The organism is Stenotrophomonas sp. STEN056, assembly GCF_056759635.1.
Genome location: NZ_JBRRDL010000006.1, coordinates 67,420 through 82,668 on the forward strand (window position 1 = coordinate 67,420; position 15,249 = coordinate 82,668).

The 15,249-nt window shown below is 63.2% G+C and carries 16 protein-coding genes; 4 read left to right on the forward strand and 12 right to left on the reverse strand.

Going from position 1 to position 15,249, the window contains the following annotated elements:
- Nucleotides 1-23: 23 nt before the first annotated feature.
- Nucleotides 24-482, forward strand: a complete 459-nt coding sequence (locus tag ACVOLO_RS05440) for a cell wall hydrolase (protein ID WP_481569260.1) — start codon at nucleotides 24-26, stop codon at nucleotides 480-482.
- Nucleotides 483-567: 85 nt separating this feature from the next.
- A complete protein-coding gene (locus ACVOLO_RS05445; RefSeq protein WP_481569261.1) occupies nucleotides 568-1,185 on the forward strand; it encodes a glutathione S-transferase family protein in 618 nt (205 codons plus the stop codon).
- A 164-nt stretch (nucleotides 1,186-1,349) separates the two neighbouring features.
- Here ACVOLO_RS05445 and ACVOLO_RS05450 read toward each other — a convergent pair whose 3' ends face one another.
- The 6 genes from ACVOLO_RS05450 to ACVOLO_RS05475 form a co-directional block, all read right to left on the reverse strand.
- On the reverse strand, nucleotides 1,350-2,408 hold the full coding sequence (locus ACVOLO_RS05450; protein WP_481569262.1) for a suppressor of fused domain protein: 1,059 nt from the start codon (nucleotides 2,406-2,408) through the stop codon (nucleotides 1,350-1,352).
- 115 nt (nucleotides 2,409-2,523) lie between these two features.
- Complete coding sequence (locus ACVOLO_RS05455) at nucleotides 2,524-3,003, reverse strand: hypothetical protein (RefSeq protein WP_481569263.1); 480 nt, start codon at nucleotides 3,001-3,003, stop codon at nucleotides 2,524-2,526.
- Between the two features lie 123 nt (nucleotides 3,004-3,126).
- Nucleotides 3,127-5,007 carry a propionate--CoA ligase gene (gene prpE / locus ACVOLO_RS05460; protein WP_481569264.1) on the reverse strand — a complete coding sequence of 627 codons (1,881 nt, stop codon included), beginning with the start codon at nucleotides 5,005-5,007 and terminating at the stop codon, nucleotides 3,127-3,129.
- A 310-nt stretch (nucleotides 5,008-5,317) separates the two neighbouring features.
- Nucleotides 5,318-5,941 carry an RluA family pseudouridine synthase gene (locus ACVOLO_RS05465; RefSeq protein WP_481569265.1) on the reverse strand — a complete coding sequence of 208 codons (624 nt, stop codon included), beginning with the start codon at nucleotides 5,939-5,941 and terminating at the stop codon, nucleotides 5,318-5,320.
- Nucleotides 5,942-6,092: 151 nt separating this feature from the next.
- The gene (locus tag ACVOLO_RS05470; protein WP_481569266.1) at nucleotides 6,093-7,076 is read right to left on the reverse strand and encodes a malate dehydrogenase; all 984 of its coding nucleotides are present in this window, start codon (nucleotides 7,074-7,076) and stop codon (nucleotides 6,093-6,095) included.
- Nucleotides 7,077-7,187: 111 nt separating this feature from the next.
- Nucleotides 7,188-7,682, reverse strand: a complete 495-nt coding sequence (locus ACVOLO_RS05475; RefSeq protein ID WP_481569267.1) for a peptidylprolyl isomerase — start codon at nucleotides 7,680-7,682, stop codon at nucleotides 7,188-7,190.
- Between the two features lie 212 nt (nucleotides 7,683-7,894).
- Here ACVOLO_RS05475 and typA point away from each other — a divergent pair, with 212 nt between their 5' ends.
- Nucleotides 7,895-9,724, forward strand: a complete 1,830-nt coding sequence (typA, locus tag ACVOLO_RS05480; protein ID WP_481569268.1) for a translational GTPase TypA — start codon at nucleotides 7,895-7,897, stop codon at nucleotides 9,722-9,724.
- A gap of 5 nt (nucleotides 9,725-9,729) precedes the next feature.
- Nucleotides 9,730-10,206 (forward strand): DUF2127 domain-containing protein, encoded by a 477-nt coding sequence (locus ACVOLO_RS05485; RefSeq protein ID WP_481569269.1) that lies wholly within the window; start codon nucleotides 9,730-9,732, stop codon nucleotides 10,204-10,206.
- Between the two features lie 137 nt (nucleotides 10,207-10,343).
- Here ACVOLO_RS05485 and ACVOLO_RS05490 read toward each other — a convergent pair whose 3' ends face one another.
- The 6 genes from ACVOLO_RS05490 to rpsD form a co-directional block, all read right to left on the reverse strand.
- The gene (locus ACVOLO_RS05490; protein ID WP_481569270.1) at nucleotides 10,344-10,787 is read right to left on the reverse strand and encodes an REP-associated tyrosine transposase; all 444 of its coding nucleotides are present in this window, start codon (nucleotides 10,785-10,787) and stop codon (nucleotides 10,344-10,346) included.
- Between the two features lie 134 nt (nucleotides 10,788-10,921).
- Nucleotides 10,922-12,289 carry a class II 3-deoxy-7-phosphoheptulonate synthase gene (locus ACVOLO_RS05495; RefSeq protein ID WP_481569271.1) on the reverse strand — a complete coding sequence of 456 codons (1,368 nt, stop codon included), beginning with the start codon at nucleotides 12,287-12,289 and terminating at the stop codon, nucleotides 10,922-10,924.
- Nucleotides 12,290-12,323: 34 nt separating this feature from the next.
- Nucleotides 12,324-12,839 carry a disulfide bond formation protein B gene (locus ACVOLO_RS05500; protein ID WP_481569272.1) on the reverse strand — a complete coding sequence of 172 codons (516 nt, stop codon included), beginning with the start codon at nucleotides 12,837-12,839 and terminating at the stop codon, nucleotides 12,324-12,326.
- A 145-nt stretch (nucleotides 12,840-12,984) separates the two neighbouring features.
- Nucleotides 12,985-13,371 (reverse strand): 50S ribosomal protein L17, encoded by a 387-nt coding sequence (gene rplQ / locus ACVOLO_RS05505; RefSeq protein ID WP_481569273.1) that lies wholly within the window; start codon nucleotides 13,369-13,371, stop codon nucleotides 12,985-12,987.
- 190 nt (nucleotides 13,372-13,561) lie between these two features.
- On the reverse strand, nucleotides 13,562-14,560 hold the full coding sequence (locus ACVOLO_RS05510; RefSeq protein ID WP_431595061.1) for a DNA-directed RNA polymerase subunit alpha: 999 nt from the start codon (nucleotides 14,558-14,560) through the stop codon (nucleotides 13,562-13,564).
- Nucleotides 14,561-14,614: 54 nt separating this feature from the next.
- The gene (gene rpsD, locus ACVOLO_RS05515) at nucleotides 14,615-15,244 is read right to left on the reverse strand and encodes a 30S ribosomal protein S4 (protein ID WP_057633112.1); all 630 of its coding nucleotides are present in this window, start codon (nucleotides 15,242-15,244) and stop codon (nucleotides 14,615-14,617) included.
- Between the last annotated feature and the right edge of the window lie 5 nt (nucleotides 15,245-15,249).

The window sequence follows — 15,249 nt, forward strand, 5'->3', positions numbered from 1 at the left end:
GCCCATACGGAGCAAGGAGATTTATGAAACTGGCCTGGATTCTCTGGCTGTCGCAGATGTTGCCGCAGCCGGCCGCTGATTCATTGTGCTTGAGCACCACCGTTTACCTGGAAGCCCGCGACCAGACCCTGCGCGGTCAGCAGGCCGTTGCCGAAGTCGCCCTGCGTCGCCTGGACAGCGGCCTCTGGGGAGACTCGATGTGCCAGGTGGTGACTGCCCGCAAACAGTTCGCACCCACCCTGGTCTCGCCCGGCACCCAGCTGCGCAACAACGATGCCTGGGCCGAAGCGGTTGATGTCGCCTTCGCCGCGGAGCGCAACTGGGCCCTGCCGGCCGAGCAGCGCAAGGAGATCGTGCCCGGTGCCAGCCACTTTGCCGCGCTTTCCATCGCAAGCCCCAGCTGGCGCAACGCCTACCAGGTGGCCACCATCGGCGGCCATACGTTTTTCAAGGTGCAGTCACTGAAGCCACGCGCTTCCTGAGCAACACACCGGCCTGACCTGTCACCACCCCACGCAACATGCTTGTGGTGATAATGCGGGAGTCACTCCACTCCTGAGGTATCCGATGAAGCTCTACACCAAGCCCGGCGCGTGTTCACTGGCAGACCACATCACCCTGCTCTGGGCCGGCCTGCCCTTCGAGCTGAAGATCGTGGACCTTGCGACCATGAAGTCGCCCGAGTACCTGGCCATGAATCCAGCCGGTGCCGTGCCGGTGCTTGAGGACGAAGGCTGGGTGCTGACCCAGAATGCGGCCATCCTGCATTACATCTGCGACAAGGCACCGGATGCCGGCCTGGAAGGCGGCAATGACGCGCGTACCCGCGCGGAAGTGAACCGTTGGCTGTCCTTCGTCAACGCCGACCTGCACCCGGTGTACTACCCGATCTTCGGCTCGACCAAGTACCTGGAAGACGAAGCCGTCATCGCCCGCACGCAGCAGAATTCACGCGACAAGCTCAAAGCCTTGTACCAGCGCCTGAATGACCGCCTGGCACAGGTTGACTGGCTCGGCGGCACGCCGCGCCCGTCCATCGCCGACGCCTATATGTACGTCACCCTGCGCTGGGCGCGCGGTTTGAAGATCGACCTGGCCGGCATGGACGCTCTGGATCGCTTTGAACAGGCGATGCAGGCCGACCCGGCCGTGCAGGCTGCGCTGAAGGCCGAAGGCCTGGCGTAACCACCGCATACACCCGTACGTCATCGACAGGCCGCCAGCGCAGATGCTGGCGGCCTGTTTCGTCTGGGCCTGCACATCTGGGGTGCGCAGGAGCGCCGCCCTGGATCAACCCGCCAACGCCATGCAGAACCACGCGGCGCGGGTTCAATGTGGGTGGCGCTGTATCAGCCGATCTCGCGGATTACGCCGCCCTGCCCATCACGCAGCAAGGTGGGGCGGACTTCGATCTGCAGTGTTCCACCGGGCAGCGGGTAAATCCCACGCTCGGCACGTACACCATCGAGCATCGCCTTCAACGTGGCATCGGAAAGCACGCAACGCGCGCTGTCGCCGTCGCTCTGCAGCGCATCCACCAGGCCCGGTTCAAAACGCCATTGGTGCTCCTCGCCAAGCACGACCAGCGGCCTGTCATGCGGCAGGCGCAGCGGCAGCAGTTCCAGCACGCTGGGCACCTGCCCGGCGCCGAGTACCAGGGTCGTGCAGCTGCCATCCACCGACCACTCCAGGGTTTCCACAAACAACATGCCGGTGCTGGAACCCTCGCGCTGACTGCCAGCCTCCACCTGGGCGACCAGGGTTTCATCCTTGAGCATGGACGTGCGCGCCAGTTCAGTGATCCACAACGGCATGGCCGGCGCGAACACCTCCAGCACGGACAAGGTGGACCAGCGCCTGATCGCCGCCATCTCGTCCTCGGTCACGCCGACCAGTTGCAGGAAACTCAGGCGACCATTGGCGGTATCGATCACACCCAACTGTGGGTCGGTGACAAACGCCAGGTGGCACAGCTGCGTATCGGTATCCAGGGCAATCGGGCCATTGGCATCCAGGTGGTGGCCCGCCTCGAACACATTGCCACTGCTGAAGACATATCGCGCCAGGTTCTGCAGCAGGTTCATCGGCCAAATCGGCGGCTCGCCACCCTTGTCGCCCGGCTCCGCGGCCAGGCGGAAGGTCAGCTCAAAGCCAAAGCCGCTTTCTTCCAGGTCTTCGCTCTGCTTGTCATACAACTCGGAGAAGCCGTAGCTGACGTAATGCCAGTGCGGGCGTGGCGCATCGCTCCAGTAGATGCTGATGCCATCGAGCGGATCATTGCCGCCCAGCGTATGCGATACCAGCGTGCCGAAATGGCGTGGCTCCTGCGCCGGATACACCGCCGCCAACGCCGCGTTGATGGCGTCCCAGCCCGCGGTGCTGATGCCGCTGCTGTCTTGCTGATCCATGCCTGACACTCCTGTGGGGGAACAAGCCGTCATGATAGTGCCCGCCCCGTGCCGTGCAGGCCTGCGCAAACAACCGGAGCCGCCAGCAATGCGGCGGCCAGCGGCCCCGGGGGCGTCAAGCCAGTACCAGCGCCCGCGTTTCCTCCAGCCAACGGCTGGCAAACGCCGGGCTCTTGGCCTTGCCAAGCGCAGTGGCCACTTCCGGCCACAGCTGCTCCAGCCCGAGCGCGGTGCGGCTGCGCTCGATCTTCAGCTGGATCAGGTAACCCTTCAGGCCCAGGTGCTTGCGTACCGATTCAGCCATCCAGTCACGCAGTTGCTGGTAACGCAGTGGGTCATCGCCCAGTTGCACGGTGACCGGCACATCCGGCTTGCGCTCGACGCTGCCCCCCACCGCCTCGATCAGCGTCATCGACAACAGCTGCGCCAGCACGTCTTCCGGTGCGCGCAGCCCCTGCGCCATCTGCTGCAATTCACGTTCATCGCGCTGCCCATCCACCAGCAGCAGCACTGAGCGCAGTGCCGGCAGCAGACGCAGCGCACGGTCTTCCATTTCACGACGACCCGCTGCCGTCTTGGCATAGATCAATGCCATTCGATTTCCCCCACGGTTGTGCATCGCAAACACGGCACGCTTCATCAACCCGGGGCCCCCGCCCCGGATCTGACTACCTGCATGCGTACCGCCCCCTTGCGATCGCTGCGCCTGTGGCCTGCGCTATTTCCCCAGCGCGCGGCGGATTTCCTCCAGGGCGCCCGGGTCGTCCAGTGTGGACAGATCCCCCGGGTCACGCTGCTCCGCCAATGCCTGCAACGAACGCCGCAGCAGCTTACCCGAACGCGTCTTGGGAAGCGCATTGACAATATGAATGTGGGCCGGCCGCGCCACGGCGCCCAGTGAGCTGGTGACGCGCTGCATCATTTCCGCCGCCAGCAGCGGCGCCTCGTCATCGCTGGCCATCTGTTTGAGGGTGACGAACACCAGCGGCACCTGGCCCTTCAACTCGTCCTGCACGCCGATCACCGCCGCCTCGGCCACGCGCGGATGGCTGGAGATGGCCTCCTCGATCTCACGCGTGCCCAAGCGGTGCCCGGCCACGTTGATCACATCGTCGGTGCGGCCAAGGATGAAGGTGTAACCGTCCTCGTCGCGGATCGCCCAGTCCAGCGAGCTGTACAACAGCTCCTTGAAATGACTGAAGTAGCTCTTGAGGAAACGTTCGTCATCGTTCCACACCGTGCTCATGCAGCCCGGCGGCAACGGCGGCTGGATTACCAGCACGCCCTTCTGGCCAGGCGCCACTTCCGCACCGCTCTGCTCGTCGATGACCTTCATCCTGTAGCCAAGATTGGGGAAGCCGGGCGAGCCGAACTTCACCGGCTTCATGTCCAGGCCTGGCAGCAGCGTGAGTGCCGGCCAGCCGGTTTCGGTCTGCCAGTAGTTGTCGATGACCGGCTTGCGCAGCGCGCCACTGATCCATTGCGCGGTGGGCTCGTCCAATGGCTCGCCTGCCAGGAACAGGTACTTCAGGTCGGACAGATCATGACGATCGATGAAGTCCACATCGTGCTTCTTCAGCACGCGGATCGCGGTGGGCGAGGAGAACATCGTGCGCACGCCGTACTGCTCGCACAGCGCCCACCAGATGCCCGCATCCGGATTGATCGGCAGGCCTTCGTAGAGAAGCGAAGTGCAGCCACCGATCAACGGCCCATACACGTTGTACGAGTGCCCCACCGCCCAACCGACATCGGAGGTGGAGAACATCACCTGCCCCGGCGCGCAATCAAACACGGTACGCATCGACTGCGCCATCGCCACCGCGTAACCGCCGACATCGCGCTGCACGCCCTTGGGCTTGCCGGTGGTGCCGGAGGTGTAGAGCAGGTAGCTTGGCTCGTTGGATTCCAGCCATTCCACCGGCACCTCGACATCACCCACCTGCGCACGCAGCGCTGCGTAATCTTCATCGCGCCCGGCCAGCTTCGGCTCGGCTGCATCCAGCCCCCGCGAGACGATCAACACTTTCGGCGGCGGGTTCTGCGCTTCGGCACAGGCCGCATCAACCATCGCCTTGTATGGAATCACCTTGCCGGCACGCATGCCGGCATCTGCGGCGATCAACAGCTTGGGTTGTGCGTCATCGATACGCAGCGCCAGGTTGTGCGCGGCAAAGCCGCCAAACACCACCGAATGCACCGCGCCGATACGTGCGCAGGCCAGCATCGCGAACACGGCCTCGGCCATGTTGGGCATGTAGATCACCACACGATCACCACGGCCGACATCCAGTTGCTTGAGCACCGCGGCAAAGGCATTCACCTCGCGGTGCAGTTCGCGGTAGGTGATCTCGCGGGTGATGTTGGTTTCAGTGGAGATGGCAACCAGCGCGAGCTGGTCCGCACGCTCGGCAAGGTGGCGGTCAACGGCGTTATAGCAAAGGTTGGTTTCACCGCCGACAAACCAGCGCCGGAACGGCGGGTTGGAGTAGTCGAGGATCTGTTCCGGCGCGCGGTGCCAATGAATGGCTTTGGCTTCTTCTGCCCAGAATGCTTCGGGCGCTTCGATGGAACGGCGGTAGAGCTGCTCGTACTGCATGACATCCTCCGGAACCTGCCTCGTCTGAGCCGAGCATAGTCCGCAGCTGCCATCGTTCTCCCTGCGTCTTTGGTCTTAAGACCAAAGATGGAAGCTGCCCTCTCCCCAACCCCCGCTTTGCGCCCCGGCCCTTGCGATGAAGCAAGGGCGCTCAACGGGCCGCGAACCAGTGGTTCGCAAGCAGGCCCGCATCGCCCCGCAAGGGGAGAGGGGCTCGGCATCCAGCAAGTGGAGACGACGCTTGCAACTGCAGCTTTGAAGCCCCTCTCCCCTTCGCGGGAGAGGGGTTGGGGAGAGGGTAGCCTTTGCCTCAGAAAGGACTTTCCGAAACAAACGCCATCTTCTCCCCGCTCACCGGGTGCACAAACCCCAACCGGCCCGCATGCAGGCACACCCGCGCCGCCGTTTGCGCCCCATACATCACGTCACCAACGATGGGGTGCCCGATGCTGGCCATATGCAGCCGCAGCTGATGGCTGCGCCCGGTCACCGGCTCCAGTTCAACCCGTGTGCGTTGCGCATCCGTATCGCGTTCAAGCACCCGCCAGCGCGTCAATGACGGTTTGCCCAGCTCAAAGCTCACCATCTGCTTTGGCCGGTTCGGCCAATCACAGATCAAGGGCAGGTCGATCTCACCGGCATCCACAGCCATCACCCCCTGCACCACGGCTTCGTAGCGTTTGCTGACCTGCCGTTTCTCAAACAGCCCGGACAACGCCACCTGCATTGCCTTGCCACGCGCATACAGCATCAACCCGGAGGTCACCTGGTCGAGCCGATGCACGGTCAGTGCATCCGGGTACAGCACCTGCAACCGCGATACCACGCAATCCTGGTTCTCCGGCAGGCGGCCGGGCACGGACAGCAGGCCAGCCGGCTTCTCGGCCACCAGCAGCGCATCGTCGATGTAATGCAGCGCGATCTTGTCAGTCATGTCCAAAAACAAAATGTAGTGCCGAGCCATGCTCGGCATCAGCTTGGCTCCACGGGCAACGTCGCTGTGCAGCAGGGCTGCGCTTTGCAGCAAACAAAAAACGGGGAAGCCGAAGCTCCCCCGTTCATTGCACTACGTCAACCGACTGCTGTTACAGCAGATCAGCCACGCCGGCGCGCTCTTCTTCCAGCTCGCCCAGGGTGATGTCGATGTACTTCTTGGAGAAGTCGTCGATCGGCAAGTCCTTGATGATGGTGTACTCGCCGTTCTCGGTGGTTACCGGGAAGCCGAACACCACGCCTTCCGGAATGCCGTAGGAGCCGTCGGACGGCACGCCCATGGTCACCCACTTGCCGTTGCTGCCCAGCACCCAGTCATGGATGTGGTCGATGGCGGCGTTGGCAGCCGAAGCAGCCGAGGACAGGCCGCGGGCAGCGATGATCGCCGCGCCGCGCTTGCCGACGGTCGGGATGAAGGTGTTGGCGTTCCATTCCTGATCGTTGATCAGCTCGGCAACCTTGGCGCCGCCGGTGGTGGCGAAACGGTAGTCCGGGTACATGGTCGGGCTGTGGTTGCCCCACACGGTGAACTTCTCGAAGCTCTCCACGGTCTTGCCGGTCTTGGCGGCCAGCTGGCTCAGCGCACGGTTGTGGTCCAGGCGCAGCATGGCGGTGAAGTTGCGCGGGTTCAGGTCCGGCGCCGACTTCATGGCGATGTAGGCATTGGTGTTGGCCGGGTTGCCGACCACCAGCACCTTCACGTCACGCTTGGCGACAGCGTTCAGGGCCTTGCCCTGCACGGTGAAGATCTTGGCGTTTTCCAGCAGCAGGTCCTTGCGCTCCATGCCCGGGCCGCGCGGACGCGCGCCGACCAGCAGGGCCACGTCGACGTCCTTGAAGGCCACCAGCGGGTCAGCGGTGGTCACCACGCCGGCCAGCAGCGGGAACGCGCAGTCTTCCAGCTCCATGACCACGCCCTGCAGGGCGGCCTGGGCCTTTTCGTTGTCGATTTCGAGCAGCTGCAGGATGACCGGCTGGTCCTTGCCCAGCATTTCGCCGGAGGCGATGCGGAACAGCAGTGCATAACCGATATTGCCGGCAGCGCCGGTTACGGCAACACGAACGGGTGCTTTCATGGGGGTTTCCTCTGCTAAGAAGCGTTTGTGGGGGTAAAGCCAGGCCGGCACTGACACGCCCGCCAGGCTGCAATCAGAAACGGCCACCTGTCAGGTGGCCGTCGGGGTCAATCAGGCGGCGAGGATCTTGTTCCACTCGGCGACGCGGTCGGCCTTGGCGGCCAGCGCGGCATCGGTATCGCCTTCGATGGTGATCTTGTTGATGGCGTCGCCCTGCTTGATCTGGTCAACCACGTCCAGGCCTTCAAGCACCTTGCCGAACACGGTGTGCTTGCCGTCCAGCCAGTCGGTCTTGATGTGGGTGATGAAGAACTGGCTGCCGTTGGTGTTCGGGCCGGCATTGGCCATGGACAGCACGCCGCGCTCGTGACGCACGCCGTTGTTGGTCTCGTCCTCGAAACGGTAGCCCGGGCCGCCACGGCCGGAGCCTTCCGGGCAACCGCCCTGGATCATGAAATCGGCGATCACGCGGTGGAACGCCAGCCCGTCATAGAAGCCGTGCTTGGTCAGGTTGACGAAATTGGCCACGGTCAGCGGTGCCTTGTCGGCGAACAGCTCAACCTTGATCAGGCCGCGGGTGGTGTCGAAATTGGCGATCAGGGACATGGGAATCCTTGTGGGAGAAGACATCTAGCGCTAGCCGCATAGGATACACCCGCCCTCGCCCGGCTGAATCCCCTTCGCCCTGGCCGCACTGGCGCAGGCAGCTGAACGGCCGGAAAGCCAGTCCGGACGGGGACTTTTCCTGCTGGCAGCACATAGCGGTATAATCTTGGACTTCTTTTCCCCATTCACGGCACCGGCTGGCCGTCTTTCGCATGTCTATCGAAAACCTTCGCAACATCGCCATCGTCGCTCACGTTGACCATGGCAAGACCACCCTGGTTGACTGCCTGCTCAAGAACTCCGACACGCTGTCCGAGCGCACCGTACTGGCTGAGCGCGTGATGGACAGCAACGACCAGGAAAAGGAGCGCGGCATCACCATCCTGGCCAAGAACACGGCCATCAAGTGGAACGGCAACCGCATCAACATCGTCGACACCCCCGGACACGCCGACTTCGGCGGTGAAGTGGAGCGCGTGCTGTCGATGGTCGACTCGGTGCTGATCCTGGTCGACGCGATGGACGGCCCGATGCCGCAGACCCGCTTCGTTACCCAGAAGGCCTTCGCGATGGGCTTCAAGCCGATCGTCGTGGTCAACAAGGTTGACCGCCCGGGCGCCCGTCCGGAATGGGTCATCGACCAAGTGTTCGACCTGTTCGACAAGCTCGGCGCCACCAACGAGCAGCTGGATTTCCCCATCGTCTACGCCTCCGGCCTGAACGGCTATGCCGGCCTGGAAGACACCGTGCGCTCGGGCGACATGACCCCGCTGTTCGAAGCGATCATGAAGTACGTGCCGGTGCCGGACGTGGACCCGGAAGGCCCGTTCCAGATGCGCGTCAGCCAGCTGGACTACAACAATTTCGTCGGCGTGATCGGCATCGGTCGCGTGCAGCGCGGCAAGGTCCGGAAGAACCAGCCGGTCATCGTGATCGACCGTGAAGGCAAGAAGCGCCAGGGCAAGGTGCTGCAGGTGCTGGGCTTCATGGGCCTGGAGCGCATCGAGGTCGAGGAAGCCCAGGCCGGCGACATCATCGCCATCTCCGGCATCCAGGAACTGACCATTTCCGACACCGTCTGCGCGCTGGAAGCCCCGGAAGCGCTGCCGGCCCTGACCGTCGACGAGCCGACCATCTCGATGACCTTCCAGGTCAACAACTCGCCGTTCGCCGGCAACAAGGACCTGTCCGGCGGCAAGTTCCTGACCAGCCGCCAGCTGAAGGAGCGCCTGGAGCGCGAAACCGTGCACAACGTGGCACTGAAGGTCGAGCAGTTGGAAGACGCCGACAAGTTCCTGGTCTCCGGCCGCGGCGAGCTGCACCTGTCGGTGCTGATCGAAACCATGCGTCGTGAAGGCTACGAGCTGGCCGTGTCGCGCCCGGAAGTGATCATCAAGGAAATCGACGGCCAGATGATGGAGCCGATTGAGCAGCTGGTGGTTGACGTCGAAGAGCAGCACCAGGGCGGCGTGATGGAAAAGCTGGGCACCCGCAAGGCCCTGCTGGAGAACATGGAATCGGACGGCAAGGGCCGCGTGCGCCTGGACTTCAAGATCCCGGCGCGTGGCCTGATCGGCTTCCAGAACGAGTTCAAGACCCTGACCCAGGGTTCGGGCCTGCTGTTCCACGTGTTCGACCATTACGGTCCGAAGGAACAGGGCGCCATCGCCAAGCGTCTGAACGGCGTGATGATCGCCAATGCCCCGGGCGCCACCCCGGCCTACTCGCTGGGCCCGCTGCAGGAACGCGGCAAGCTGTTCGCTGCTGAAGGCGACAACGTGTACGAAGGCCAGCTGATCGGCATCCACTCCAAGGACAACGATCTGACCGTCAACGCCATCAAGACCAAGCCGCTGACCAACATGCGCGCTTCGGGCAAGGACGACGCCATCCAGCTGACCCCGGCCATCAAGTTCTCGCTGGAACAGGCCCTGGACTTCATCGACGACGATGAGCTGGTGGAAATCACCCCGAAGGAAATCCGCCTGCGCAAGAAGCACCTGACCGAAAGCGACCGCAAGAAGGCTTCGCGCGGCGGCTGATTGCGTTGACTGGCAACACGCCCTACAACCCGGATCCGCATGCGCATCCGGGTCTTGCAGCCATCGCGCTGCTGGAAGCGGGAAAGGCCATCCTGGCCTTTCTCGCCGCGGCCGGCCTGGAAATCTCCGGGCCCGGTCCGCTCCGCAACATCATCAATGCCCTGATCCACCGCGCAGGTGGCGACCCGGAGAACGGCGCGTTCTCCACACTGCTGGGCATGATCACCCCCGACACCGTCCACCTGGGCGCCGCCGTACTGGTCGCCTATGGCCTGCTGCGCATGCTTGAAGCCTGGGGCCTGTGGCGCGCCAAGGCCTGGGCCTCCTGGCTGGGCTGCATCTCCGCCGCGCTGTATCTGCCGCTGGACCTGTACGCCATCGTCAAGCACCCCGGCTGGGCCTCCTGGCTGCTGCTGGCGGTCAACGTATTGGTTGTCTGGGTGCTGGCACGCGACCTGGGCAAACGCCACCGCAAGCGCTGACGCTGCACCGCAGTGCCGAGCCATGCTCGGCATCTGGCCCGTCCGGCAATCCCGAGCACTTCACCAGTAGTGCCGAGCCATGCTCGGCATTGGCCTTTATCGGTAACGCCCCTTGCCGAGCATGGCTCGGCACTACATCAGAGCTGCCAGCCCCATCTGCACCACGAATACGGATAGTCCTGCGGCCTTTCGCATAGGCCCGCCCGCACCGGGTTGTGCAGCAGGTAATTGGCTACGCCACGCAGTGACTCATCGCGCCTGATTGCATGATCGTGATAACCCGCCTGCCAGATTGACCCCGCATCGCCGATAGATCTTCCTGAGCGCGATTTCAAGCGCTGTAGGCATGCGCCCAGCGATCCGGATTGAAGCTGCAGCAGCCAATGCAGATGATCGGGCATTACTACCCAGGCAAGACTGTGGCTGATACCAGATCGTTCGCAATTCCGAAGCGCTTCGATCACCTGCAAGGCGTTTTCCGGTCTCGCAAACAGCGGTATACGCCCCGCCGTTACCGTGGTGATCGAATAGATGTTGTTGACGAGGGATACCCGCCCACGAAGGAGCTTGGAACTGGACATCCCTGCAGCCTGAGGCTGGCAACCAGGAAGATCGGTCAGTGATTCAAGGCAGGCAATGTAGTGCCGAGCCATGCTCGGCATGCGGCATTACCGGCAACCTCGCTGCCGAGCATGGCTCGGCACTACCTTGACGCTCAACCCTGCTTGCGCACGATCGCCATGGCGATCTCCAGCGACTGCTCGTAGTTCAACCGCGGGTCCACGGTCGAGCGGTAGGCACGCTCCAGATCACGCTCGGTCAGCTCACGCGCGCCACCCGTGCATTCGGTGACGTTCTCCCCGGTCAACTCCAGGTGGACGCCACCCAGGCGCGTCCCGGCAGCCGCGTGCAGGTCAAATGACAGCTCCACTTCGCTGCGGATGTTGTCGAAACGACGGGTCTTGTAGCCGTTGCTGGTGCTTTCGGTATTGCCGTGCATCGCATCGCACACCCACAGCACGCGGCGACCGTCACGCTTCACCGCATCCAGCAGCGGCGGCAGCTTCTCGGCAATCTGCGCCGCGCCCATGCGATGGATGAAACTCAGGCGGCCCGGCTCATCGTCCGGGTTCAGCACGTCCATCAACCGCAGCAGCTGATCCGGCTGCACCGACGGCCCCACCTTGATCGCAATCGGATTGCGCACGCCACGCAGGTACTCTACGTGCGCGCCATCCAACGCCGCCGTACGCATGCCGATCCACGGGTAATGCGTACTCAGGTTGAACCAGCCGTGCTGGCGCGGCACCTGCCGGGTCAGCCCCTGCTCGTAATGCAGCAACAACGCCTCATGCGAAGTGTAGAAATCCACCCGATTGAGGTTGTGCACCTGCGTGCCGGACAGCGTTTCCATGAAACGCACCGCATCACCAATGGAGGCCACCATTTCCTGGTATTCCTCGGCCAGCGGCGAACAGCGCATCCAGCTCAGGTTCCAGTACTCGGGGTGATGGAGATCGGCAAAACCACCGTCGATCAGCGCACGCACGAAGTTCATGGTCAGCGCCGAACGCGAGTGTGCGGCAATCATCCGCTGCGGGTCCGGCAGGCGCGCCGCTTCGGTGAACTCCGGCGCATTGATCACGTCACCGCGATAGCTCGGCAATGTCACATCACCACGGGTTTCGGTATCGGCCGAACGCGGCTTTGCGTACTGGCCTGCAAAGCGGCCGACGCGCACCACCGGCATGCGCAGCCCATGAACCAGCACCAGGCTCATCTGCAGCAGCACCTTGAGCCGGTTGGAAATCATGCCGGATTCGCAATCGGCGAAGTTCTCCGCGCAGTCACCGCCCTGCAGCAGAAAGCGCTTGCCTTCCTGCGCTTCGGCCAACTGCTGCTTCAGTGCGAAGATTTCCCACGAGGTGACCAGTGGCGGCAGCTGCCGCAACTCGGTCAGCGCCGCCTCCAGCGCCTTGGCGTCGGGGTACGTCGGCATCTGCAGCGCCTGCTTGCCACGCCAGCTCTCCGGCGCCCAGTTCGGATCAGTGGCGGCCGTGGACAGGGGGGAAGACAGGTTCATACAGATACCGTTGTTTTACAGAGGGAAAAGAGAATCAGAGCCGACGCGACTTGCGCGCGCGCAGCCCGGCATACAGGCCACCCAAGCCCAGCACCACAAACCACACCAGGCTCCACATCGGCATGCTCAGGCCCAGGAAGGTCCAATCGATGTTGCCGCAGTCACCCGTGCCGGTCAGCACGGTGCGGAACACCTCGAACGGCCCCATGGTTTCACTGAGAAAGCTCAGCGGCGGGCCACAGCTGCTGCCCAGATCCTTCGGCAACAACTGCACATAGACATGGCGCCCGGCAATGCCGGCACCAACGCCGGCCAGCAGCAGGGTCAGCACACCATACACGGCGCGTCCGGCGCGGCTGGACGGCCCATGCAGCGCCCCCAGCAGGAAACCAATACCCAGCGCCGCGAAGGCGATGCGCTGGTAGATACACAGCGGGCACGGCACCAGGCCCATCTGGATCTGCATGTAAATCGCAAAGGCCAACAGCCCCGCACAGACCAGAAAGCCGGCCAGAAACTGGGCGCGGAAACTCCAACGCAGAGGATTCATCACATCAATCCGATTCAATAGTCCGGCAAGAGTACCAGCCCATCCCACTGCTGGCAGCAGCACATGCAATGGTGACTTTGCATAAGCAAAAAGCCCGGCCAGGGCCGGGCTTTTGCTCTATCCGTTGCAGGACGGAAGTACGCGATTACTCAGCGACTTCTTCAGCAACAACGGCCGGGCGGTCAACCAGCTCGACGTAAGCCATCGGCGCGTTGTCGCCAGCACGGAAGCCGCACTTCAGCAGACGCAGGTAGCCGCCCGGACGGGTGGCGTAGCGCGGGCCCAGGATGGTGAACAGGTTGCCGACGGCTTCCTTGTCACGCAGACGGGCGAACGCCAGACGACGGTTGGCAACCGAGTCAACCTTGGCCAGGGTGATCAGCGGCTCGGCAACGCGGCGCAGTTCCTTGGCCTTCGGCAGGGTGGTCTTGATCAGCTCGTGCTTGAACAGCGACGCAGCCATGTTCTTGAACATCGCTTCGCGGTGAGCGCTGGTGCGGCTGAACTTACGGCCAGACTTCTGATGACGCATGGGACTAATTCCTTAAGGTGAATGGTAGGACGTTGGATTTCTCTGTCGCCATCCTGGCGTTGTTGCACGGACTGCGGATGGTCCTGGCCGCCCCTCCTGGACGGCCGGCGCAGCGGCCTGTCGGCCGTCAACGCGGGTACTGCTACAACATTCCCCCGCATGGTTTCCCATGCGGGGGAACAGGTGTTGCTTAACCAAGCATGCCGTGAGCGGCGACACCGGCCGGCGGCCAGTTCTCCAGCTTCATGCCAAGCGACAGGCCACGCTGGGCCAGCACTTCCTTGATTTCGGTCAGCGACTTCTTGCCCAGGTTCGGGGTCTTGAGCAGTTCCACTTCGGTCTTCTGGATCAGATCACCGATGTAGTAGATGCTCTCGGCCTTCAGGCAGTTGGCCGAACGCACGGTCAGCTCCAGGTCGTCGATCGGGCGCAGCAGCACCGGGTCAACGCCGTTGTTGGCCGGCTTGGCCGCACCGCGGTCGCGGTGGGTGAAGTCACCGAACACCGACAGCTGATCGCTGAGGATGTCGGCCGCGGTGCGGACAGCTTCCTCGGCATCGATCGTGCCGTTGGTTTCGATATCAATGACCAGCTTGTCCAGGTCGGTACGCTGTTCAACGCGAGCCGCTTCCACCGAGTAGGCGACGCGGCGAACCGGCGAGAACGAAGCATCCAGAACCAGACGACCGATCGCACGGGTTTCTTCGTCCGGACGACGACGCGCGGCCGCCGGCTGGTAGCCGAAGCCACGCTCGATCTTCAGACGCATGTTGATCGATGCGTCCTTGGTCAGATGGCAGATCACGTGGTCGCCGTTGATCACTTCGACGTTGTGGTCCAGCTTGATGTCGGCAGCAGTCACGATGCCCGGGCCCTGCTTGGTCAGGGAGAGCGTGGCGCTGTCGCCGGTATGCATGCGAATGGCCACGTCCTTCAGGTTCAGCAGGACATCAAGCACGTCCTCCTGCAAACCTTCCAGCGTGGTGTACTCGTGAAGCACGCCGTCGATCTCGACTTCGGTAATGGCGAAGCCCGGGATGGACGACAGCAGCACGCGACGCAGGGCATTGCCCAGCGTATGCCCGTAACCACGCTCCAGCGGTTCGATCACGACCTTGGCGCGGGTCTCGGTAAGGCGTTCGATCTGCGGACCGCGAGGACGCAGAACCTGGTTTGCGGTAACCGTCATGTTGCGGGTTCTCCTGCGAACCTCCGGTGCAACCCGGAGGTTCTCCATTGTGAATTACTTCGAATACAACTCGACGATCAGCGCTTCGTTGATATCCGCAGGCAGGTCCGCACGATCCGGCACAGCCTTGAAGACGCCGCTGAACTTCTTCGAATCGACTTCGACCCACGACGGGCTGAGGTCGTGCTGCTCGGCAACGACCAGGGCTTCCTGGACGCGCAGCTGCTTGGCAGCCTTTTCCGACAGGGCGATCGCGTCGCCAGCCTTGACCTGGTACGAAGCCAGGTTCACCGACTTGCCATTGACCGTGACGCCGCGGTGCGAGACCAGCTGACGGGCAGCCGGACGGGTCACAGCGAAGCCCATGCGGTAAACGACGTTGTCCAGACGGGTTTCCAGCAACTGCAGCAGGTTCTCGCCGGTGTTGCCCTTCTTGGTCGAGGCCTTCTTGTAGTAGTTGCGGAACTGACGCTCCAGCAGGCCGTAGATACGCTTGACCTTCTGCTTTTCACGCAGCTGGGTGGCGTAGTCGGACAGCTTGCCCTTGCGGGCAGTGGCGCCGTGCTGGCCGGGCTTCTGCTCCAGCTTGCACTTGGAGTCCAGCGCACGGGCCGGGCTCTTCAGGGAGAGGTCGGCGCCTTCGCGACGGGCGAGCTTACAGGTAGGACCGATATAACGAGCCATTTCTT

Coding starts and splice junctions, on each gene's coding strand:
- ACVOLO_RS05465 (WP_481569265.1), bottom strand. CDS start 5,941: ATGACTGACAAGATCGCGCTGCATTACATCGACGATGCGCTGCTGGTG.
- ACVOLO_RS05445 (WP_481569261.1), top strand. CDS start 568: ATGAAGCTCTACACCAAGCCCGGCGCGTGTTCACTGGCAGACCACATC.
- ACVOLO_RS05495 (WP_481569271.1), bottom strand. CDS start 12,289: ATGAACCTGTCTTCCCCCCTGTCCACGGCCGCCACTGATCCGAACTGG.
- ACVOLO_RS05470 (WP_481569266.1), bottom strand. CDS start 7,076: ATGAAAGCACCCGTTCGTGTTGCCGTAACCGGCGCTGCCGGCAATATC.
- rpsD (WP_057633112.1), bottom strand. CDS start 15,244: ATGGCTCGTTATATCGGTCCTACCTGTAAGCTCGCCCGTCGCGAAGGC.
- prpE (WP_481569264.1), bottom strand. CDS start 5,007: ATGCAGTACGAGCAGCTCTACCGCCGTTCCATCGAAGCGCCCGAAGCA.
- ACVOLO_RS05510 (WP_431595061.1), bottom strand. CDS start 14,560: ATGACGGTTACCGCAAACCAGGTTCTGCGTCCTCGCGGTCCGCAGATC.
- ACVOLO_RS05490 (WP_481569270.1), bottom strand. CDS start 10,787: ATGTCCAGTTCCAAGCTCCTTCGTGGGCGGGTATCCCTCGTCAACAAC.
- ACVOLO_RS05500 (WP_481569272.1), bottom strand. CDS start 12,839: ATGAATCCTCTGCGTTGGAGTTTCCGCGCCCAGTTTCTGGCCGGCTTT.
- ACVOLO_RS05450 (WP_481569262.1), bottom strand. CDS start 2,408: ATGGATCAGCAAGACAGCAGCGGCATCAGCACCGCGGGCTGGGACGCC.
- typA (WP_481569268.1), top strand. CDS start 7,895: ATGTCTATCGAAAACCTTCGCAACATCGCCATCGTCGCTCACGTTGAC.
- ACVOLO_RS05475 (WP_481569267.1), bottom strand. CDS start 7,682: ATGTCCCTGATCGCCAATTTCGACACCACCCGCGGCCTGATCAAGGTT.
- ACVOLO_RS05455 (WP_481569263.1), bottom strand. CDS start 3,003: ATGGCATTGATCTATGCCAAGACGGCAGCGGGTCGTCGTGAAATGGAA.
- ACVOLO_RS05440 (WP_481569260.1), top strand. CDS start 24: ATGAAACTGGCCTGGATTCTCTGGCTGTCGCAGATGTTGCCGCAGCCG.
- rplQ (WP_481569273.1), bottom strand. CDS start 13,371: ATGCGTCATCAGAAGTCTGGCCGTAAGTTCAGCCGCACCAGCGCTCAC.